The organism is Pseudomonas sp. St290, from assembly GCF_018325805.1.
Taxonomy (GTDB): domain Bacteria; phylum Pseudomonadota; class Gammaproteobacteria; order Pseudomonadales; family Pseudomonadaceae; genus Aquipseudomonas; species Aquipseudomonas bijieensis.
Window position 1 is genome coordinate 1,547,993 of sequence record NZ_AP014703.1, and the last position, 19,961, is coordinate 1,567,953.

Here is a 19,961-nt window from a genome sequence, read left to right on the forward strand (position 1 = left end):
CGCGGGCAAGCCTTGCTCCCACATAGGCCAGCGTTAAAGCGCACACAAACAAAAAGCCCACCTTTCGGTGGGCTTCATGTTCAGCGTTCAAACATCAATCAGAACAGCTTCATCTTCGGCGCTTCTTCTTTCACCGGTTCGTTCTTGCCCGTCTCGGCGTTCCAGCCACCGCCCAGTGCCTTGTACAAATTGACCTCGCTGGTCAGTTGCGCCAGGCGGTCGGTGATCAGCGATTGTTGCGCGCTGAACAGTTGGCGTTGGGCGTCGAGGAAGGTCAGGTTGCTGTCGACACCAATGCGGTAGCGCCGCTCGGCCAGGCGGTAGTAGTCCTGGTTGGAAGCAACGTAGGCGGTCTGGGCCTGCAACTGTTCGTTGTAGGTCCGGCGTGCGGCCAAGCCATCGGAGACTTCTTGGAACCCCGTCTGAATGGCCTTCTCGTAATTGGCAACGTTGATGTCTTTTTGGATCTTCGCGTAATCCAGGCTCGCCCGCAGGCTGCCGGCGTTGAAGATCGGCAGGTTGATTTGCGGAGCGAAGGTCCAGGTGCCCGAACCGCCCTTGAACAAGCCGGACAGGTCCGGGCTCAAGGTGCCGGCGTTGGCCGTCAGGCTGATGCTCGGGAAGAACGCGGCCCGCGCGGCGCCGATGTTGGCATTGGCAGCCAGCAGGTTACGTTCGGCCTGGAGAATGTCCGGACGACGTTGCAGCAAGTCCGACGGCAACCCGGGCGGCACTTCGCTGAGCAGGTCATCGCTCAGCGGTTGCGTGTTCAGGTTGGCCGGCAGGCCGGTGCCCAGCAGCAGGGTCAGGCTGTTTTCGTCCTGGGCGACCTGGCGGGTGTAGCGCGCCAGTTGCACGCGGGCATTTTCTACCGCGGTGCGTGCCTGGCTCAGGTCCAGGGCCGAGGCCACGCCGACTTCGGCGCTGCGTGAGGTCAGCTTGAAGCTTTGCTCGTAGGCCCCGAGGGTTTCCTGGGTCAGCTTGAGCAGTTCCTTGTCGGCCTGCCAGGTCAGGTAGGCATTGGCGACGTTGGCCACCAGGCTGATCTGGGTGCTGCGACGGGCTTCTTCGGTGGCGAAGTAGCTCTGCAGCGCTTGCTCGCTCAGGCTGCGAACCCGGCCGAACAGGTCCAGCTCGTAGGCGCTGATGCCCAGGGTGGCCGAGTAGGAGCTGCTGATGGCCGCTTCACCAGTTTGCGAGGCCCGTGCCGGCACGCGCTGGCGGCTGGCGGAACCGGTGGCCGAGACCGCCGGGAACAGGTCTGCGCGCTGGATGCGATATTGCGCGGCATAGGCATCGATGTTCAGCGCCGCGACACGCAGGTCGCGGTTGTTTTCCAGGGCAACCTGGATCAGCTGTTGCAACGCCGGGTCATGGAAAAACTGTTTCCAGCCTTGCTCGGCGGCGGCCTGGCCGGGCGCATTGGCCGAGTCGTAGGCCAGCCCTTGCGGGTATTGCGCCGCGACCGGTGCTTCGGGCCGCTGATAGTCGGGGATCAGCGAGCAACCGCTGAGCACGACGGCGGCGATGGTCAGGGAGAGTAGCGACTTGCTCATTGGCCAGCCTCTTTGGAAGTTTCAGGAGTGTCGTGCCCATCGGTATTTTTGCGACGGCCTATCGACGACACGGTCACGAAGAACAGTGGCACCCAGAAGATTGCCAGGATGGTCGCGGTGAGCATACCGCCAATCACGCCGGTACCGATGGCGTGCTGGCTGCCTGAACCGGCGCCAGTGGAAATCGCCAGCGGAACCACGCCGAGGACGAACGCCAGGGACGTCATGATGATCGGTCTCAGACGCATCCTACAGGCTTCAATGGCGGCCTCCACCAAGGTTCGGCCCTGTTCATGGAGCTCCTTGGCGAACTCTACAATCAGAATGGCGTTTTTCGCCGCCAAACCGATGGTTGTCAGCAAGCCCACCTGGAAGTACACGTCGTTGGACAGGCCACGCAGGCTGGTCGCCATCAAGGCACCGATGATCCCCAGTGGCACCACGAGCATGACCGCGATCGGAATCGACCAGCTTTCATACAGTGCCGCCAGGCACAGGAAGACCATCAGCAGCGACAGGGCGTACAGCGCTGGCGCCTGGGAGCCCGACAGACGTTCCTCGTAGGACAGGCCCGTCCAGGAAATACCGACACCGGCCGGCAGCTTCTTGGCGATGGCCTCAACCTCGGCCATGGCTTCACCGGTGGAGTATCCAGGCGCCGGGGTGCCGAGGATTTCCATGGCTTCCACGCCGTTGTAACGGGCCAGTTTCGGCGAGCCGTAGACCCACTCACCCTTGGCGAACGCAGTGAACGGCACCATGGTTCCGGCGCTGTTGCGCACGTACCACTTCTTCAGGTCTTCGGGACTCATGCGCGCATTCGGCTGGCCCTGGACGTACACCCGTTTCACTCGACCACGGTCGATGAAGTCGTTCACATAGCTACTGCCCAAGGCAATCGACAGGGTGTTGTTGATTTCCGAAAGGGTAATGCCCAGGGCACTGGCCTTCTCGTCATCGATTTCCAACTGGTATTGCGGTTCATCGTTCAGACCGTTCGGACGCACCTGGGCCAGTATCTTGCTCTGGGACGCCATGCCCAGGAACTGGTTGCGGGCTTCCATCAGCTTGTCGTGGCCGATACCGGCACGGTCCTGCAGGAACACGTCGAAACCGGTGGCGTTACCCAGTTCCATCACCGCTGGCGGTGCGAAGGCGAACACCATCGCGTCGCGGAAGGTGAAGAAGTGTTGCTGGGCCCGACCGGCGATCTTGAACACGCTATTGTCAGCGTTACGTTCTTCCCACGGCTTGAGCATGATGAACGCCAGGCCGGAGCTCTGGCCACGGCCGGCAAAGTTGAAGCCGGTCACGGTGAACACCGAGGCCACGCCATCGCCTTCGCCGCCGTCCTTGCTGGGTCGCAGCAGGAACTCACGCATCTTGTCCACCACCACCTGGGTACGCTCGGCGCTGGAACCCGCCGGTGTCTGTACCTGGGCAAACAATACGCCCTGGTCTTCTTCCGGCAGGAACGCCGTCGGGATGCGGGTGAACAGCCAGACCATGCCAACCACGATGATGATATAGGCCAGCAGATACGGGGCCTTGTGCTTGAGCATGTTGCCCACGCCCCGTTCGTAGCTCCTGACACCACGGTCGAAGGTGCGGTTGAACCAGCCGAAGAAGCCGCGTTTCGGTGTGCCGTGCTCACCCTTGGGGATTGGCTTGAGCATGGTGGCGCACAGGGCCGGCGTAAAGATCAATGCCACCATGACCGACAGGGCCATGGCCGAAACGATGGTGATGGAGAACTGCTTGTAGATCACACCGGTGGAGCCGCCGAAGAATGCCATCGGCAGCAGTACCGCCGAGAGCACCAGGGCGATGCCCACCAGGGCGCCCTGGATCTGGCCCATGGATTTCTTGGTGGCTTCCTTGGGCGACAGGCCTTCTTCGCTCATCACCCGTTCGACGTTTTCCACCACGACGATGGCGTCGTCCACCAGCAAGCCGATGGCCAGCACCATGCCGAACATGGTCAGGGTGTTGATGCTGAAGCCGAACGCCGCGAGGATCCCGAAGGTGCCCAGCAGTACCACCGGCACGGTCATCGTGGTGATGATGGTGGCGCGGAAGTTTTGCAGGAACAGGAACATCACCAGGAACACCAGGGCGACCGCCTCGACCAGGGTTTCAACCACACCTTTGATCGATTCGCTCACTACCGGGGTGGTGTCGTAGGGGAACACTACTTCCAGGCCTTGGGGGAAGAACGGCTTGAGGTCGTCGACGGTCTTGCGCAGGGCCTTGGCGGTATCGAGGGCGTTGGCGCCAGTTGCCAGCCGCACGGCCAGGCCGGAGGCCGGAGCGCCGTTGAACTGGGCATTGATGCTGTAGTTCTCGCCACCCAGGGCGACATCGGCCACATCGCCGACACGCACTTGCGAGCCGTCCGGGTTGACCTTGAGCAGGATCGCCTTGAACTGCTCGGCGGTCTGCAGGCGGGTCTTGCCGATGATGGTGGCGTTCAGTTGTTGGCCGGGCATGGCCGGCAGGCCGCCGAGCTGGCCGGACGCGATCTGGACGTTCTGCGCGGAAATGGCCGTGCTCACATCCACCGGGGTCAGGTTGAAGTTGTTCAGCTTGGCCGGGTCGAGCCAGATCCGCATCGCGTATTGGGCGCCGAAGACCTGGAAGTCACCGACACCAGCGGTGCGCGAGATCGGGTCCTGCATGTTGGAGACGATGTAGTTGGACAAGTCTTCCCGAGTCATGCTGCCGTCGCGCGACACCACGCCGATCACCATCAGGAAGTTTCTCACTGACTTGGTCACGCGGATGCCCTGTTGCTGCACTTCTTGCGGCAGCAGCGGGGTGGCCAGGTTCAGTTTGTTCTGGACCTGGACCTGCGCGGTATCGGAGTTGGTGCCTTGCTCGAAGGTGGCCGTGATGGTCATGCTGCCATCGGAGTTACTTTCCGAGGACACATAACGCAGGTTGTCGATGCCGTTGAGCTGCTGCTCGATCACCTGTACCACGGTGTCCTGCACGGTTTGCGCGGACGCGCCCGGGTAGGTCACTTGGATCGCGATGGCCGGCGGTGCAATGCTCGGGTACTGGTTGATCGGCAACTTGAGGATCGAGAGAGCCCCGACCAGCATGATCACCAGGGCGATCACCCAGGCGAAAATCGGACGGTCGATAAAGAATTTCGACATGGTTTACTCCCCTTTGCCGCCGGCGGCTTTATCAGCTGCCTGTGCGGGGACCGGGTTCTTGGTGCCAACGTTGGTGGCTTCGGTGGCTTTGACTTCCACGCCAGGGCGTACGAACTGCAACCCTTCGGTGATCAGGCGATCGCCGGCCTTGAGCCCGTCTTCGATCAGCCATTGGCTGCCGACGGTGCGGCTGGCCTTGAGCTGACGCAGTTCGACCTTGTTGTCAGCGCCAACGACCAGGGCGGTCGGCGTACCCTTCAGGTCGCGGGTCACGCCTTGCTGTGGTGCCAGGATCGCCGCGCTGTTCACACCAGCTTGCAATTGCGCGTGGACGAACATGCCCGGCAACAGGGTGTGGTCAGGGTTGGGGAACACGGCGCGCAAGGTCACGGAACCGGTGGTCTGGTCGACCGACACTTCGGAGAACTCCAGCTTGCCTTCGTGTGGATACAGGCTGCCGTCTTCCAGGGTCAGTTTGACCATGGCGGCGTTTTCGCCGGCCTTTTGCAAGCGGCCGCTTTCCAGTTCGCGGCGAAGTTGCAGCAGTTCGACCGAGCTCTGCGTCACGTCGACATAGATCGGGTCCAGTTGCTGGATGGTCGCCAGCGCGTCGGCCTGGCCGTTGCTCACCAATGCTCCCTCAGTGACCGAGGACCGGCCGATGCGACCGGAAATCGGTGCATAGACCTTGGTGTAGCGCACGTTGATCTGGGCAGTCTGCAGGTTGGCCTCCGACTCCAGGCGATTGGCCACGGCGGTGTCGTATTCCTGACGGCTCACCGCCTGTTCATCCACCAGTTGCTTGTAGCGGTCGGCAATCGACTTGGTGGAGCGCAGGTTGGCCTCGGCGCTCTTGAGGGTCGCTTCATAGACGGCCGGGTCGATCTGATACAGCTGCTGGCCGGCCTTGACGTCAGCGCCTTCTTTGAACAGGCGCTTGAGGATGATGCCGTTGACCTGTGGGCGAACTTCGGCGACACGGAATGCGCTGGTGCGCCCCGGAAGCTCCGAGGTCAGGGTGAAGGGCTGGGTCTTGAGGGTTACGACGCCGACCTGAGGAGGGGGAGGAGCGGGTGCAGCCTCTTCCTTTTTGCATCCGCTGAGCAGCGATGCCAGGGCGATGGCAGTGACCAGAGCAGTAACAGCTGGCTTGAATTGCATGGAAATCCTCGGGTCCAGGCGCGTAACTGGCGCACTCGAAAGGTGGAAGGGTAAAAAAGGAGCATTTTTTCAATTAGTAGGATGCTAAGAAATATACTTACGTACACGGTTGTTTGTAAACAGCCAGATTGCGTAACATCCGGATTTACAAAAGCCTGACAAAGGCCAGCGTAGATCGGGGACGCGTTCCAAAGAGACGTCGCCTCATATTTTGTTCAGCTGATTCTTACGCATTGCTGACCGCATCCTGATTGAGGTGTTTACTGCCATGGTCCGTCGTACCAAAGAGGAAGCCCAGGAGACTCGCAGCCAGATCCTCGAAGCGGCCGAAAAGGCCTTTTTCGAGCGTGGCGTGGCGCGTACGACCCTGGCCGACATCGCGACACTGGCGGGTGTGACGCGGGGTGCCATCTATTGGCATTTCAGTAACAAGGCAGACCTGCTCCAGGCCATGCTCGACACCCTGCACGAGCCGCTCGACGAGTTGGCCCGTGCCAGTGAGAGTGAAGAGGAGCTTGATCCGCTGGGCTGTATTCGCAAACTGCTGGTCCAGTTGTTCCAGCAGGTGGCCCTGGACCCGAAAACCCGCCGCATTAATGAGATTCTGTTCCATAAGTGTGAATTCACCGATGAAATGTGCGATCTGCGCCAGCAGCGGCGCGAGGTCAGCCTCGACTGCAATGTGCGCATCGCCCTGTCGTTGCGCAATGCGATGAAACGCGGCCAGTTGCCGGATGATCTGGACCCTGAAAGGGCCGCAGTCGCCATTCATGCCTACATCGATGGCATTTTGTACCAGTGGCTGCTGGCCCCCGACAGCTTCGCCCTGGCGGGTGAGGCCGAGCGCTGGGTGGAGATCGGGCTGGACATGCTGCGCCTGAGCCCCAGCCTGCGCAAATGAAACAAAATGCGTAATTGCGTCGGTTTGTGTCAATACGAGCGCGTAAGGATGCTTTTATAAACCGACACTGGCGCGGTTGATAGGCAGTCGGTGGCGAATTTTGTAGGAAATTTGTTTCGCTCTGGTGAAGGGCGGGAAAAATCCGCTCGGCAGGGTCATCCGAACGGATCGGCCGATGCCTCGCCAGACTGCCCTGGCGAGGCCGGATTTTCAGCTCAGCGTGAGTTCCACGGTAAAACCATAGGGCTCTTCACTGGCTGTGCGAGTGATTCGTGTCGTGCATTGGATTGGGCTCATTCCAATCGAGGTCAGTGTGTGGCTCCGGACGGGTGTCAGCGTCGGTGATATAACACCGAAGGACGTATTGACGTGCAGACCGAAGTCAAAGCGAAAACCAAACTCTTCATCGCCGAACACAATGAAGTGTTTGAACATCTCTTTACTGCGACTGCCCAGGCGTCGGGTATATGCGAGGTCGAACTTCCAGGCTTGGATATCCCAGGGACGAATCTGTGTGGCGTGTTGTTCGTCCGCATTCAACTGCAGCGTGCGTTCACCGATTTCAAAATCCAAGTCGGTATGGTTGATCAACTTTACGATGACACGGGTGCGGTTTGGGTTGATGTGCTCCTGTTCCCAGGCTTGAACCTGCTTGTTGACCTTATCATTCAGGTTCGCTTTCTCTATCAGTGCCGTGAGCATCGGCATATATTCTTGCGTGTCGAGTGATTTGAGGTATTGGTACAACACGGCCAACGGTGCCCAACTGAATTGAGAGGCGATCAGTTCATAAATGCCATTGTCGGTCTGTTGGTTATTTTCAGGGGTGGTGTTCATTTGAAATCCTTTTCAAAGAGAGTGATTGCAAGCGGCAAGACGTGTTGCCTTGTTGTTGGCGATAATATGGATAGTTAGAGAGGTTTTAGAAGTTTGGATGTTTGACTGGTTATTTAGCGCATATAAAAAAGCCCTGGTTCTTTCGAACCAGGGCTTTCGTTTTTTACGACTTAGAGTACGGGGTAATCGATGTAGCCCACCGGTCCCTTGCCATAAAACGTTTCCGGATGCGCTTCGTTCAGCGGTGCATCGGCTTTCAAGCGCGCCGGCAGGTCCGGGTTGGCAATGAACGGCACACCGAAGGCGACGGCATCGGCCTTGCCCTCGGCCAGCCAGGCGTTGGCGCTGTCCTTGGTGAAACGTTCGTTGGCAATGTACGGGCCGCCGAAAGCTTGCTTGAGTTGTGGGCCAATGCTGTCTTCGCCTTCCTTCTCGCGAGAGCAGATGAAGGCAATGCCACGCTTGCCCAGTTCGCGAGCCACGTAGCTGAAGGTCTCCAGACGGTTCTCGTCGCCCATGTCATGGGAGTCGGCGCGTGGCGCCAGGTGCACGCCCACCCGGCCGGCGCCCCAGACTTCGATGGCCGCGTCGGTCACTTCCAGCAGCAGGCGGGCACGGTTTTCCAGGGAGCCGCCGTAGTTGTCGGTGCGCTGGTTGGTGCTGCTTTGCAGGAACTGGTCGAGCAGGTAGCCGTTGGCGCCGTGGATTTCCACGCCGTCGAAACCGGCGGCCTTGGCGTTCTCGGCACCGACACGATAAGCGTCGACGATGTCGGCGATCTCAGCGGTTTCCAGCGCGCGCGGCGTTGGGTAGTCGGCCAGGGGGCGGACCAGGCTCACGTGGCCCTTGGGCTGGATCGCGCTAGGCGCCACCGGGGTTTCGCCGTTCAGGTACGACGGGTGGGAGATCCGGCCCACGTGCCACAGTTGCAGGAAGATCTTGCCGCCGGCGCCGTGGATCGCCTTGGTGACGTTGGCCCAGCCGCGCACCTGGTCGTTGGACCAGATGCCCGGGGTGTCCGGGTAGCCCACGCCCATCGGGGTGACGGAGGTCGCTTCGCTGAGGATCAGGCCAGCGGAGGCACGTTGCACGTAGTACTCGGCCATCAACGCGTTAGGCACGCGACCTGCGTCGGCGCGGCAGCGGGTGAGCGGGGCCATGATGATGCGGTTCTTCAACTCGATGTCGCCGAGTTTGATGGGGTCGAAAATAGTCGCCATGGAATACAACCTCGAAAGTGGAAGGATTAAAAGTCAGTGAGTTGCCGGGGCCAGGTCGGCATTGCCGCCCTGGCGGAAAGTGATCAGGGTGATCAGCAGCGCCAACACAGCCAGCGCGCCGGCGGCCAGGGGCACGGAGGTCAGCCCCAGGCCGTGGTCGATGACGCTGCCGCCGACCCAGGCGCCCAGGGCGTTGCCGATGTTGAAGGCGCCGATGTTCAAGGTGGACACCAGGTTGGGCGCGGCTTTGCCGAAGGTCACCACGTTGACTTGCAGGGCCGGCACGGCGGCGAAGCAGGCGGTGGCCCAGAGGAACAGGGTGATTTCGCTGGGGATCAGCGCCACGCTGGTCCAGCTCAGCACGGTGGACACCACGGCCATGGTGAGGAAGACGCCCATTAGCGTGTTCGCCAGGCTCTTGTCCGCCAGCTTGCCGCCGATGATGTTGCCCAGGGTCAGGCCCAGGCCGATCAGCACCAGGGTCCAGGTCACGCCACGGGGCGACACGCCGGTCACTTCGCCCAGCAGCGGGGCGACGTAGGTGAACAGGGTGAACACCGAGGCGGAGAACAGCGCGGTCATGCTCAGGGACAGCCACAGGCCGGCCCCCTTGAGCGCCACCAGTTCCGAGCGCATGTCGAGTTTTTCTTCATCGCGCTTGGCCGGCAGGAAGCGAATCAGGCCGATCAGCGCCACCACGCCAATGACAGTCACCGCCCAGAAAGTCGAACGCCAGCCGGCTTCCTGGCCCAGTGCGGTGCCCAGCGGCACGCCGAGTACGTTGGCCAGGGTCAGACCGGTGAACATCAGGGCCACGGCCGAGGCGCGCTTGTTGGGTGCCACCAGGCCGGCGGCCACTACCGAACCAATGCCGAAGAACGCGCCGTGGCACAGGGCGGTGACGACCCGGGCGAACATCAGCACGTTGTAGTCGCTGGCAATCGCGCAAAGCAGGTTACCGATGATGAAGATCCCCATCAACACCACCAGGGCGGCCTTGCGCGGCAGCCGCGCGGTGGCCAGGGCCATGAACGGTGCACCGATGGCCACGCCCAGGGCGTAGCCGGTGACCAGCCAGCCGGCGCCAGGAATCGACACGCCCAGGTCGGCCGCGACATCGGGCAACAGGCCCATGATGACGAACTCGGTGGTGCCGATGGCGAAGGCGCTCAGGGCCAGGATGAGAAGTGAGAGGGGCATGATGGGTCCTTGTCAGGTCAGAGCTCTTGGCTCATTTGCTTGAGGAACTGCTGGATCACTTCCTCGTTGCGTTTGAAGAAGTGCCATTGACCGACCTTCTGGCTGGTGATCAGCCCCGCCCGTTGCAATACCGCCAAGTGCGCAGACACCGTGGATTGCGACAGGCCGCAACGCTGGTCGATCTGCCCGGCGCAAATGCCGAACTCGTGGTTGTGCAACTGGTCGGGGAACTGGACCTTGGGGTCCTTGAGCCAGTTGAGGATGTCTCGCCGTACTGGGTGCGCCAGGGCTTTTATTATTTCGTCGAGGTCGAGGGTCATGGTGGCAAGCTCGGGATGGGTAAAACGCTATATCGCGATGGAGCGAACCTTAAATCGTTATTTCGCGATACACCAATATGGATTTGATCTGAATACCGAACAAATCGCTATATCGGGTTATAACGATATGGGCGCGGTGGTGCTAAGCTGCGGGCCATGAACTATCTCGCGCACCTGCATCTCGGCGGCCCCGGCCGGGAACAACTGCTCGGCAGCCTCTACGGCGATTTCGTCAAAGGGCCGCTGCAAGGGCTCTACGATCCACGGATCGAAGCGGCGATTGCCCTGCATCGGCGCATCGACATGTACACCGACCGCCATCCCTTGGTGGATATTGCCCTGTCGCGTTTTTCCACGGTGCGCAGGCGGTATGCCGGGATCGTGCTCGATGTGTTTTTCGATCACTGCCTGGCCCGGGACTGGACGTTGTACGGCGAAGGGCCGCTGCTGGACTTCACGGCCCGGGTGTACCAGGTACTCAATACCGAACCGCAGCTACCAGGGCGCCTGGCGCACATCGCGCCTCATATGGCGGCGGATGACTGGCTGGGGTCTTACCGGGAGTTCGAAGTGCTTGGGCAGGTACTGCGCGGGATTTCCCGGCGTCTGTCCCGGCCGGAGGAACTGGCTGGAGCGATGCCGGAACTGGTCAGGCTCTATGAACCGTTGAGCGAGGATTTCCGGTTGTTCTACCCACAGCTTCAGGATTTTGCGCTGAGCCAGATTGCACCACAAAACTAATTGTGGGAGCGGGCTTGCTCGCGAAAGCGGCGGTCCAGTCAACATCTCTGCTGAATGTTAAGCCGCTATCGCGAGCAAGCCCGCTCCCACAAGGGATTTCCACAGGTTCTCGGATCAGGCCGCAATGGCAGGTCGCATCGGGGCTTGCTGCTTCTCCGGGATCGCCCCGAACAACGCCTTGTGCACCGCCTGTTGCGCCTGGAACGCCAGCGCCGCACGCTCCTGGCCGTGGCAGGCGATGGGTTGCAGCAGGTGGATGTGCACCTCGCCCCGATCGTTGGCAAACAAGCGCATCAGGTGCGACAGCAAATCATCATCGCCAATGAACGGTGCCAACGCGTCAGGTTCACCGTTACGCACATAACGGATCGCCACCGGCTGCAACGCCACATCGGCATCGATGGCCGCCGACAACAAGCGACCGTGGAAGGTGCGCAGGGAGCGACCATCGGTGGTGGTGCCTTCCGGGAACATCAACAGCGGATGGGCCTGCTCCAGATGGCGGCTCATTTGCTTGCGGATCAATTGGCTGTCGCCCGAACCGCGTCGGATAAACAGGCTGCCGGCCTTGGCGGCCAGCCATCCGGCGACCGGCCAGGTACGCACTTCGGCCTTGGACAGGAATGACATCGGCGTGAGCATGCCCAGCAACGGGATGTCGGTCCAGGACACATGGTTACTGACCCACAGCATTGGCCGTTGTGGCAGTTGACCATGGACGGTGACTGAAAAGGGCAGGGCATGGCTCAGCCGCGCCATGAAGAACCGCGACCAGCGCTGGCGACGGACCATCGAGTTGGCGACCCCCAGGCGTTCGAACAGGCCGAACACGCTGGCCATGCTCAGGCCCAGGGTCACCACCAGCAAGACTCGCGCGATACGCGCGTACACCCGCAACCGGCTCATTACACCGCTGCCTTGAAGTGGCGGGCGTAGCGCGGGCAGAGTTCGTCGCGCTTGAGCAGGATGAACACGTCGGCCACCTGGAAATCCTCGTCCCAGCATGGCTCGCCGCAAATCTTCGCGCCCAGGCGCATATAGGCCTTGAGCAGCGGCGGCATCTCGGCAATGACGTTGGACGGTACGTCCAGGCTCGGCAGCGGTTTTTTCGGTACGGCTTGCAGGTGCTCGGTGCACAGGTAGCGTTCGCGCAGGCGCTGCATGATCGCCTGGGCCTGGACGCCACCATCCTGCATCGGAATGCTCGCGCAACCCATCAGGTAGCTGTAGCCGCCTTCGTTCAGGACCTCGGCCAGTTCGCCCCACAGTACGGCGATGGTGCCGCCGTTGCGGTAGGCCGGGTCGACGCAGGTACGGCCGATTTCCAGGATCGGGCCCTTGAGATGGACCAGGCCGTGGAGGCTGAATTCTTCTTCGCTGTAGAACCGGCCCAGGCTGCTGGCGGCCTGGTGGTCGAGCAGGCGAGTGGTCGCCACGAGGCGACCGGTGTTCAGGTCGCGTACGCCGATGTGGGCGCAGTGAACATCATAGTCATCCATGTCCAGACCCTTTTCCGCGCCTTTGAGCTTGGCGTTGAATTCGCCACTGAAGACGTTGAAGCGCAGGGCCTGGGCTTCTTGCAAGGCGTGGGCGCCGATCAGGCGTTCGGCTTGCAGGCGGCGTTCATTGCCGGTGTCGCTGATGCGGGCGATCTGGGTCATAGCGAATCTCCGTGCGGGCTGTTCAGTTGCAGCCTGTCGACTTTCTTTATGCAGCCATGTTGTGCAAAGTCAGGCTATGTAGCCCCGGTGTCATCGCCATGAAGCTTTGGTGATGCTTATATGACAGCCCTCAAGGAGTCCCCCATGCCCTGGCACACTCTGATCGAACGCGGCGAGCGCCTGCCTGCCCATCCGGACCTGGCCGAAGGTTATGCGACCTTGTTGCAACGCCTGGGGCCGGTGACGCCGTTCGAACTGGCCGTGGCCGGGGCGCGGTTGATGGCGACACCGGGGCTGGCGTTCCTGGTGGGGTACCAGGCGGCGCTGCGGGTGCTTTGGCCCAGCGCGCCCCAGAGCCTCGGCGCCTTGTGCGCCACCGAACAACGCAGCTTGCGCCCGGCGGACATGCAGACCCGCCTCAGTGATTTGCGCCTGAGCGGGCGCAAGGATTTCGTCACCGCCGGCGACGCCGCCGAGTGGTTGCTGATTGCCGCCCGCTGCGAAGCGTCCGGTGAAACGCCGCGACTGAACCTGGCGGTGGTCTATCCCGGTGAGCCGGGCGTGACCCTGGAAAAACTCCCGGCCATTGCCCTGATGCCGGACGTCAGCCATGGCCGCGTCCTGCTCGATGGCGCGCTGTGCGAGTTGCTGGCAGGCGACGGTTGGGATGCCTACGTCAAGCCGTTCCGCACCCTGGAAGACCTTTATGTGCTCAGCGCGATGACCGCCTGGTTGTATGGCGTCGGACAAGAGTGTGCCTGGCCCCAGGCGTTGCAATTGCGCCTGCTGGGGCTGCTGGCCGGTTGCGCGGAGGTGAGCCGTCACAACCCTTCGAGTGCTGCCGGGCATGTGCTGCTGGGTGGGTTGTTCGCCCAGTTTGACGGGCTCGCTGGCGAGCTGAAGGACGCACTGGCCGCCGGGCCTGCAACGTGGTGCGAGATGTGGACGCGGGATAAGGCAGTGATGGAGATGGCAGCGGGCGCGCGGGCCAAGCGGTTGGCCAAGGCTCTGGAATCTTCATTGGCTTGACGAGCCTCATCGCGGGCAAGCCTTGCTCCCACAGGTTCAGTGTTAAATGACAGTCTGTCGTAGACCTGTGAGAGCAAGGCTTGCCTGCGATGGCGTCGGTACTGTCGGCACAAACATCCAAACTGTCATCAAGCCTACCTAAGCTCATCAGGTTCAATCCTGCGAGCCCCAAGCATGTCCAAAGGCTGGTTCCTGATCCCACTCCTGTTGCTCACCTTGGGCGCTCACGCCGAAGATTGGCCCAGCGAGCAGTGGCCAACCGCTCCGACCCCTACCGGGCCGGCCATCGAAGCCTTGGAGCAATATGCCTTCCCACCCCGGGACGACGTCACCCGCCGAGGCATCCGCACCGACGCGCTGCTGGTGATCCGGGACGGTCGGCTGGTCTACGAACGCTACGCCGGGCCAACCACTGCCCAGACCCCGCACCTGACCTGGTCCATCAGCAAAAGCCTGCTGGCGACGGTGTTCGGCGTCGCCTACGGGGAAAAGCGCTTTGCCCTGGATGATCCGGCAGCCAAGTACTACCCGCCCCTGAGCCGGCACCCGGGGCTGACCCTGGCCGATCTTTTCCATTGGGCCTCGGGCCTGGACTGGCAGGAAGACTACGAATACGCGCCGCTCAACTCCTCGGTGGTGGCAATGCTGTATACCCGTGGACGGCGCGACATGGCGGGATTCACCGCGGAGCATGAAAGCGCCGGTCCGCCAGGCCAGGCGTTCCGTTATTCCAGCGGCGACAGCAACCTGCTGGCTGGCGCGTTGAAAAACATCGTCGGCCCGGCGCGCTACTCCGACTATCCCTGGACGGCTTTGTTCGACCCCCTGGGCATCCGCCATGCTACCTGGGAAACCGATGCCAGCGGCACCTTCGTGGGATCGTCCTACGCCTACCTCACGGCGCGGGACTTGGCGCGTGTCGGGTTGTTGATGCAGCGGGACGGCCGCTGGGGCCAACGGCAACTGATCCCCAGGGAGTGGGTCGCGTTCAATCGTGAACCTTTCGCCCACTTCCAGGCCGGCCAGGACGAGGCCGTGCCCGGCGGGCATTGGTGGCTCAACCGCGCTGTCGACCCGGCAATCCACCCCTGGCCCGACGCGCCGCCGGACACCTTCGCCGCGCTGGGCCATTGGGGCCAGGCGCTGTACATCATCCCCAGCGCCAAACTGGTGATCGTGCGTTACGGCGACGACCGCGACGGTAGCTATCGCCATAACGAACTGCTCAAGCGCGCCATGGCGGCGTTCGCCGCAAAGGTGCAGCCATGAAGCGCAAAATCTTGCTTAGCCTGCTGTCGGTGCTGCTCATTGCCTTGTTCGGTTGGGTCTGGCTCGAGCGGGTGGCGTTGCGGGCCTTTCCCGACATCATCAGTGCCTACACCGCCAAGGAATATTGCTCGTGCCGCTATGTGATGCAGCAACCGGCCGAGTATTGCCATGGCTATGTGCAACAGTCAGTGCCCGTCAGCGATTTTCTCGAGACCCCTGAGGCGAAACGCATCACCGTCAGTGGGTTGGGGCGTAGCCACAGTGCGCGGTGGATGGGCGCGCGGCAAGGGTGTCGGTTGGAGTAAGGCCTGACTCCGGTTCTATTGTGGGAGCAAGGCTTGCCCGCGATGGCGATTCCAAAAACGCCATCGCGGGCAAGCCTTGCTCCCACAAACGAATCCCTTTACCACAGGTTCTGTGTGTTCCTGCAGTTATTGAAACAGACAGTTTGCAAGTGCCCTCGGCCCGGTTAAGGTTCGCCACAGGTTTATGTGCCCTGCGAGTGTGTATGTTCAAGCGGTTTTTCCCTCACGCTGTCGCCAGCTTGCTGCTGGCCTGCGCAGCGCTGCCGGCCCAGGCCGACTGGTACCTGGACGGCGAGTCTTCGCGGCTGTCGTTTATCAGCAGCAAAAATGGCAATGTCTCCGAGGTCCAGCGTTTCCTGGTACTTCACGGCCAAGTGCAGCCCAACGGCCTGGCCCGCCTGGAAGTGGAGCTGGAATCCGTCAACAGCGGCATCCCCCTGCGCGATGAGCGCATGCGCGCCGAGCTGTTCGAGATCAAGCAATTTGCCGAAGCCACCATCACCGCACAAATCGACCTGATGCCGATCCAGGACCTGGCCAACGGCGCGCAGTTGGAGTTGCGCCTGCCGCTGACGGTGAACCTGCACGGCAAACAGCACGAGTACCCTGTCGAACTGCTGGCCACGCGCCTGGACGAACGCCGCTTCCAAGTGGTGACCCTGGAACCGGTGGTGCTCAACGCGGCGGATTTCTATCTGGCGCCGGGGCTGGAAAAACTGCGAAACCTGGCCGGGTTGTCGGCCATCAGCCTCTCGGTGCCGGTGAATGCGGTGCTGATTTTCACGGCGCGCTGACATGAGTGGCCCGGTATTCCCCTGGCGTGAAGGCAATCGCTTCGAGCTGTTGATCGACGGCCCGCAGTTCTTCCCGCGCATGCTGGTGGAAATCGCCCGTGCCCAGGAACAGGTCGAGCTGGAGCTGTACCTGGTGGAGGCGGGCGCTTGCGCCGAAGCGATGGTCCAGGCTCTGGTCCAGGCCGCCGAACGTGGCGTTCGCGTGCGTTGCCTGTTCGATGACTACGGCAGCCTGGCGTTTACCCTGGCCCTGCGCAAGCGCCTGACCGAGGCCGGAGTGGAGTTGCGTTTCTACAATCGGCTGAGCTGGCGCCGTTGGGTGCGCAACCTCTACCGGGATCACCGCAAGCTGCTGTTGGTGGACCAGCGCCTGGCCGTGGTCGGTGGCACCGGAGTGACCGATGAATTCTGGAACCCCCTCGACGACCGCAGTGAGTGGCACGAAGTGATGGTGGAAATCGTCGGTCCGCTGGTGCTCGACTGGCAATTGCTGTTTGACCGCCAGTGGCTCGCCAACCGTCATCGGAGAGCCTGGAAACCGGCGTCCAACTTCGGCTTGCCGCGCCTGCCGCGCGTTCCTCCGGTGGGCGAGGGCATGGGGCGTGTGGCGTATGCCGACGCCCGCCAGCATCGCGACATCCTGCAATCGCTGTCCCGTGCACTGAACAGCGGCCAGAAACGCATCTGGATGGCGACGCCGTATTTCTTGCCGACCTGGAACGTGCGCCGTTCCTTGCGCAAGGCCGCCGCCCGGGGTATCGACGTGCGCCTGCTGCTGACCGGCCCGCGTACCGATCACCCATCCGTGCGCTACGCCGGGCATCGTTATTACCCACGATTGCTCAAGGCCGGCGTACAGATCTTCGAATACCAGCCGTGTTTCCTGCACCTGAAGATGGTGTTGGTGGACGACTGGGTCAGCATCGGCTCCTGCAATTTCGATCACTGGAACCTGCGTTTCAATCTGGAAGCCAACCTCGAAGCCCTGGATTCCAGGCTCAGTGGCGCAGTGGCGGCCAGTTTCGAACGGGACTTCGCCCAGAGCCTGCAGGTCAGCCTCGACGCCTGGCAGCGCCGGCCGCTGTGGAAGCGGTTCAAGCAGCGGGTGTGGGGGTTGGTGGATCGGGTGGTGGTGAATCTGTTGGATCGGCGGGGGTAAGCGCAATTCTTTAAAACACTGGGCCCCAATGTGGGAGCGGGCTTGCTCGCGAAGGCGGTGTGTCAGTCGACTCCATTGCTGACTGATCCACCGCCTTCGCGAGCAAGCCCGCTCCCACAGGGAGTTTGTGTTGCCTGAGGGTCAGAGCAACTCAAAACTCTGCTGCTTCACGTCCTGGGAGTCCAGGCCGATCTGCACGTTGAACTTGCCCGGCTCAGCCGCGTACTTGAGCTGGGCATTGAAGAACTTCAAGTCGTCTTCGGTGATGGTGAAGTGGATGACTTTCTTCTCGCCGGCCTTGAGCATCACCTTGCGGAAGTTCTTCAGCTCCTTCACCGGGCGGATGATCGAGCCGGTCACGTCCTGGATGTACAGCTGCACCACGGTTTCGCCGTCACGCTTGCCGGTGTTTTCCAGGGTTACGCTGGCGTCGAGCTTGCCGGTCTTGTTCAGCGTGGTGGATGACAGGGCCATGTCCGACAGGCTGAATTCGGTGTAGCTCAGGCCATAGCCGAACGGATAGAGCGGGCCGGTGGTGTCATCGAAATATTGCGAGGTGTAGTTGCCCGGCTTGCCCGGTGTGAACGGCCGGCCGATGCTCAGGTGGTTGTAGTAGGTCGGAATCTGCCCCACCGAACGAGGGAAGGTAATCGGCAGCTTGCCCGACGGGTTGTAGTCGCCGAACAGCACGTCGGCGATGGCGTTGCCGCCTTCGGTGCCGCTGAACCAGGTTTCCAGGATCGCATCGGCCTGCTGTTTTTCTTCCAGCAACGACAGCGGACGGCCATTCATCAGCACCAGTACCAACGGCTTGCCGGTGGCCTTCAGGGCCTTGATCAACTCGCGCTGGCTGGCCGGGATGTTCAGTTCGGTACGGCTCGACGACTCATGGGACATGCCGCGGGACTCACCCACGGCGGCCACCACCACATCGGCATCCTTGGCGGCTTTTACCGCTTCGTCGATCAGCACCTGGGCCGGGCGCGGGTCGTCCACCACTTCCGGGGCATCGAAGTTGAGGAAGTTCAGGTAGTCGAGCACCTTCTTGTCGCTGGTGATGTTGGCGCCACGGGCATAGATCAGCTTCGACTCAGCACCCAGGGCGCGAGTCATGCCATCGAACAGGGTGACCGATTGCGCAGGACGCCCGGCGGCGGCCCAACTGCCCATCATGTCGATCGGTGCCTTGGCCAGTGGGCCGACCAGGGCGATTTTCGCCGTCTTCTTCAGGGGCAGGGTCTGGTTGCGGTTTTCCAGCAGGACCAGGCTGCGGCGCGCCACGTCACGGGCATCGGAGCGGTGCATGCGGCTTTCGGCGTAGGTGTCGGCCGGGTCATCCTCGGCCTTGCCGATGCGCAGGTACGGGTCCTTGAACAGACCCATGTCGTATTTGGCCGCGAGCACTTCCCGTACCGCGTTGTCGATGTCGCTCTGCTCGATCTCACCGGCCTTGAGCAGCCCCGGTAGCTCCTTGCCGTAGAGCGAGTCGTTCATGCTCATGTCGATGCCAGCCTTGATCGCCAGCTTCGCCGCTTCGCGACCGTCCTTGGCGACGCCGTGCTTGATCAATTCGAAGATGGCGCCGTGGTCACTGACCGCCAGGCCCTTGAAGCCCCACTCCTTGCGCAGCAGGTCGTGCATCAGCCAGGTATTGGCGGTGGCGGGCACGCCGTTGATGGAGTTCAGCGCGACCATCACCCCGCCAGCTCCGGCGTCGATGGCGGCACGATAGGGGGGCAAGTAGTCCTGGTACATTTTCACCGGGCTCATGTCCACGGTGTTGTAGTCCCGACCGCCTTCCACCGCGCCGTACAAGGCGAAGTGCTTGACGCTGGCCATGATGCTGTCGGCCGCGTTGGCGCCGTTGCCCTGGAACGCCTTGACCATCACCCCGGCGATGCGCGACACCAGGTAGGTGTCCTCGCCGAAACCTTCGGAGGTCCGGCCCCAGCGCGGGTCGCGGGAAATGTCGACCATCGGCGCGAAGGTAATGTCCAGGCTGTCGGCCGCGGCTTCCTGGGCGGCGATGCGGCCGGAGTGGTAAATGGCGTCCATGTCCCAGCTCGAGGCCAGGGCCAGGGGGATCGGGAAAATGGTGCGGTGGCCGTGGATCACGTCGTAGGCGAAGAACATCGGGATCTTCAACCGGCTGCGCATGGCCGCGTCCTGCATCGGACGGTTTTCATCGCGAGTGATGGAGTTGAACGTGCCACCGATATTGCCGGCGGCGATTTCCTTGCGGATCATCTCCCGAGGCATTTCCGGGCCGATGCTGATCAGGCGCAACTGGCCGATCTTCTCTTCGAGGGTCATTTGCTTCATCAGGTTACTGATGAACGCGTCCTTGTTCTCTATGGGGGCTGGCAGGTTGTCGGCAAATACGGATTGACTGGCCAGACTGACAAACAGGCCCAGCAAACACAGCTTCTTCATGAATAGTTTTCTCGCAAGCCTAAAGGGCGGGGATCACGCCACGCCGGTCAGCCAAAATGTGAGGAGCGGCTATTGTTGTTCAGTTAAATGCAGCACACTTTCGAACCCATTGGGCTGAACTTAGTTTCGCACTGCGCATCTTTTAGCCCATCGACCCGATTCAATCCAGTGCGGCGGCAGATTATGCCCCAGACGCCTGTGAGATAGGTGCCGG

Annotated in this window: 17 protein-coding genes; 7 read left to right on the forward strand and 10 right to left on the reverse strand. The window is 61.8% G+C overall.

What is annotated here, in order from left to right; translation table 11 throughout:
• Nucleotides 1-98: 98 nt before the first annotated feature.
• Genes adeC through PBDP_RS06775 form a run of 3 tightly spaced genes read right to left on the reverse strand, consistent with a single transcriptional unit; the run spans nucleotide 99 to nucleotide 5,878 of the window.
• Nucleotides 99-1,556, reverse strand: coding sequence for an AdeC/AdeK/OprM family multidrug efflux complex outer membrane factor (gene adeC, locus PBDP_RS06765; RefSeq protein WP_109755947.1), 1,458 nt, complete (start codon nucleotides 1,554-1,556; stop codon nucleotides 99-101).
• On the reverse strand, nucleotides 1,553-4,717 hold the full coding sequence (gene emhB / locus PBDP_RS06770) for an efflux RND transporter permease subunit EmhB (protein ID WP_109755946.1): 3,165 nt from the start codon (nucleotides 4,715-4,717) through the stop codon (nucleotides 1,553-1,555). The genes adeC and emhB overlap by 4 nt, the downstream gene beginning before the upstream one ends.
• Before the next feature lie 3 nt (nucleotides 4,718-4,720).
• A complete protein-coding gene (locus PBDP_RS06775; protein ID WP_109755945.1) occupies nucleotides 4,721-5,878 on the reverse strand; it encodes an efflux RND transporter periplasmic adaptor subunit in 1,158 nt (385 codons plus the stop codon).
• 268 nt (nucleotides 5,879-6,146) lie between these two features.
• Between PBDP_RS06775 and PBDP_RS06780 the strand changes: the two genes are divergently transcribed.
• Nucleotides 6,147-6,779 (forward strand): TetR family transcriptional regulator, encoded by a 633-nt coding sequence (locus PBDP_RS06780; protein ID WP_109755944.1) that lies wholly within the window; start codon nucleotides 6,147-6,149, stop codon nucleotides 6,777-6,779.
• A 210-nt stretch (nucleotides 6,780-6,989) separates the two neighbouring features.
• Here PBDP_RS06780 and PBDP_RS06785 read toward each other — a convergent pair whose 3' ends face one another.
• From PBDP_RS06785 to PBDP_RS06800, 4 genes are all read right to left on the reverse strand, one after another.
• Nucleotides 6,990-7,616, reverse strand: coding sequence for a hypothetical protein (locus PBDP_RS06785; protein WP_212801985.1), 627 nt, complete (start codon nucleotides 7,614-7,616; stop codon nucleotides 6,990-6,992).
• Nucleotides 7,617-7,786: 170 nt separating this feature from the next.
• Nucleotides 7,787-8,836 carry an alkene reductase gene (locus PBDP_RS06790; protein ID WP_163855036.1) on the reverse strand — a complete coding sequence of 350 codons (1,050 nt, stop codon included), beginning with the start codon at nucleotides 8,834-8,836 and terminating at the stop codon, nucleotides 7,787-7,789.
• A gap of 33 nt (nucleotides 8,837-8,869) precedes the next feature.
• Entirely contained in the window at nucleotides 8,870-10,036 is a 1,167-nt protein-coding gene (locus tag PBDP_RS06795) for an MFS transporter (protein WP_116831646.1), read from the reverse strand.
• Between the two features lie 17 nt (nucleotides 10,037-10,053).
• Complete coding sequence (locus PBDP_RS06800) at nucleotides 10,054-10,356, reverse strand: ArsR/SmtB family transcription factor (protein WP_053119236.1); 303 nt, start codon at nucleotides 10,354-10,356, stop codon at nucleotides 10,054-10,056.
• A gap of 156 nt (nucleotides 10,357-10,512) precedes the next feature.
• On the opposite strand from PBDP_RS06800, the gene PBDP_RS06805 reads away from it, so the two are divergent.
• A complete protein-coding gene (locus tag PBDP_RS06805; protein WP_116831647.1) occupies nucleotides 10,513-11,097 on the forward strand; it encodes an acyl carrier protein phosphodiesterase in 585 nt (194 codons plus the stop codon).
• A gap of 114 nt (nucleotides 11,098-11,211) precedes the next feature.
• On the opposite strand, the gene PBDP_RS06810 is transcribed toward PBDP_RS06805, so the two are convergent.
• Both PBDP_RS06810 and olsB read right to left on the reverse strand, forming a co-directional pair.
• On the reverse strand, nucleotides 11,212-12,003 hold the full coding sequence (locus tag PBDP_RS06810; protein ID WP_212801986.1) for a lysophospholipid acyltransferase family protein: 792 nt from the start codon (nucleotides 12,001-12,003) through the stop codon (nucleotides 11,212-11,214).
• Nucleotides 12,003-12,758 carry an L-ornithine N(alpha)-acyltransferase gene (olsB, locus tag PBDP_RS06815; protein WP_109755937.1) on the reverse strand — a complete coding sequence of 252 codons (756 nt, stop codon included), beginning with the start codon at nucleotides 12,756-12,758 and terminating at the stop codon, nucleotides 12,003-12,005. The genes PBDP_RS06810 and olsB overlap by 1 nt, the downstream gene beginning before the upstream one ends.
• Before the next feature lie 144 nt (nucleotides 12,759-12,902).
• Here olsB and PBDP_RS06820 point away from each other — a divergent pair, with 144 nt between their 5' ends.
• The 5 genes from PBDP_RS06820 (at nucleotide 12,903) to PBDP_RS06840 (ending at nucleotide 17,314) form a co-directional block, all read left to right on the forward strand.
• Nucleotides 12,903-13,787, forward strand: a complete 885-nt coding sequence (locus PBDP_RS06820) for an acyl-CoA dehydrogenase family protein (RefSeq protein ID WP_212801987.1) — start codon at nucleotides 12,903-12,905, stop codon at nucleotides 13,785-13,787.
• A gap of 174 nt (nucleotides 13,788-13,961) precedes the next feature.
• Nucleotides 13,962-15,056 (forward strand): serine hydrolase domain-containing protein, encoded by a 1,095-nt coding sequence (locus tag PBDP_RS06825; RefSeq protein ID WP_212801988.1) that lies wholly within the window; start codon nucleotides 13,962-13,964, stop codon nucleotides 15,054-15,056.
• Nucleotides 15,053-15,361, forward strand: coding sequence for an amidase (locus PBDP_RS06830; protein ID WP_212801989.1), 309 nt, complete (start codon nucleotides 15,053-15,055; stop codon nucleotides 15,359-15,361). The genes PBDP_RS06825 and PBDP_RS06830 overlap by 4 nt, the downstream gene beginning before the upstream one ends.
• Before the next feature lie 203 nt (nucleotides 15,362-15,564).
• The gene (locus PBDP_RS06835) at nucleotides 15,565-16,155 is read left to right on the forward strand and encodes a YceI family protein (RefSeq protein ID WP_212801990.1); all 591 of its coding nucleotides are present in this window, start codon (nucleotides 15,565-15,567) and stop codon (nucleotides 16,153-16,155) included.
• Nucleotide 16,156: 1 nt separating this feature from the next.
• Complete coding sequence (locus tag PBDP_RS06840) at nucleotides 16,157-17,314, forward strand: phospholipase D-like domain-containing protein (protein WP_116831651.1); 1,158 nt, start codon at nucleotides 16,157-16,159, stop codon at nucleotides 17,312-17,314.
• Nucleotides 17,315-17,455: 141 nt separating this feature from the next.
• Here the strand turns inward: PBDP_RS06840 and bglX are convergent, their stop codons facing one another.
• Complete coding sequence (gene bglX, locus PBDP_RS06845) at nucleotides 17,456-19,747, reverse strand: beta-glucosidase BglX (protein ID WP_109755931.1); 2,292 nt, start codon at nucleotides 19,745-19,747, stop codon at nucleotides 17,456-17,458.
• Nucleotides 19,748-19,961: the final 214 nt, after the last annotated feature.

Bases quoted from the DNA above. Each gene is read 5' to 3' on its own strand.
- adeC (WP_109755947.1), bottom strand. From the start codon at position 1,556: ATGAGCAAGTCGCTACTCTCCCTGACCATCGCCGCCGTCGTGCTCAGC.
- emhB (WP_109755946.1), bottom strand. From the start codon at position 4,717: ATGTCGAAATTCTTTATCGACCGTCCGATTTTCGCCTGGGTGATCGCC.
- PBDP_RS06775 (WP_109755945.1), bottom strand. From the start codon at position 5,878: ATGCAATTCAAGCCAGCTGTTACTGCTCTGGTCACTGCCATCGCCCTG.
- PBDP_RS06780 (WP_109755944.1), top strand. From the start codon at position 6,147: ATGGTCCGTCGTACCAAAGAGGAAGCCCAGGAGACTCGCAGCCAGATC.
- PBDP_RS06785 (WP_212801985.1), bottom strand. From the start codon at position 7,616: ATGAACACCACCCCTGAAAATAACCAACAGACCGACAATGGCATTTAT.
- PBDP_RS06790 (WP_163855036.1), bottom strand. From the start codon at position 8,836: ATGGCGACTATTTTCGACCCCATCAAACTCGGCGACATCGAGTTGAAG.
- PBDP_RS06795 (WP_116831646.1), bottom strand. From the start codon at position 10,036: ATGCCCCTCTCACTTCTCATCCTGGCCCTGAGCGCCTTCGCCATCGGC.
- PBDP_RS06800 (WP_053119236.1), bottom strand. From the start codon at position 10,356: ATGACCCTCGACCTCGACGAAATAATAAAAGCCCTGGCGCACCCAGTA.
- PBDP_RS06805 (WP_116831647.1), top strand. From the start codon at position 10,513: ATGAACTATCTCGCGCACCTGCATCTCGGCGGCCCCGGCCGGGAACAA.
- PBDP_RS06810 (WP_212801986.1), bottom strand. From the start codon at position 12,003: ATGAGCCGGTTGCGGGTGTACGCGCGTATCGCGCGAGTCTTGCTGGTG.
- olsB (WP_109755937.1), bottom strand. From the start codon at position 12,758: ATGACCCAGATCGCCCGCATCAGCGACACCGGCAATGAACGCCGCCTG.
- PBDP_RS06820 (WP_212801987.1), top strand. From the start codon at position 12,903: ATGCCCTGGCACACTCTGATCGAACGCGGCGAGCGCCTGCCTGCCCAT.
- PBDP_RS06825 (WP_212801988.1), top strand. From the start codon at position 13,962: ATGTCCAAAGGCTGGTTCCTGATCCCACTCCTGTTGCTCACCTTGGGC.
- PBDP_RS06830 (WP_212801989.1), top strand. From the start codon at position 15,053: ATGAAGCGCAAAATCTTGCTTAGCCTGCTGTCGGTGCTGCTCATTGCC.
- PBDP_RS06835 (WP_212801990.1), top strand. From the start codon at position 15,565: ATGTTCAAGCGGTTTTTCCCTCACGCTGTCGCCAGCTTGCTGCTGGCC.
- PBDP_RS06840 (WP_116831651.1), top strand. From the start codon at position 16,157: ATGAGTGGCCCGGTATTCCCCTGGCGTGAAGGCAATCGCTTCGAGCTG.
- bglX (WP_109755931.1), bottom strand. From the start codon at position 19,747: ATGAAGAAGCTGTGTTTGCTGGGCCTGTTTGTCAGTCTGGCCAGTCAA.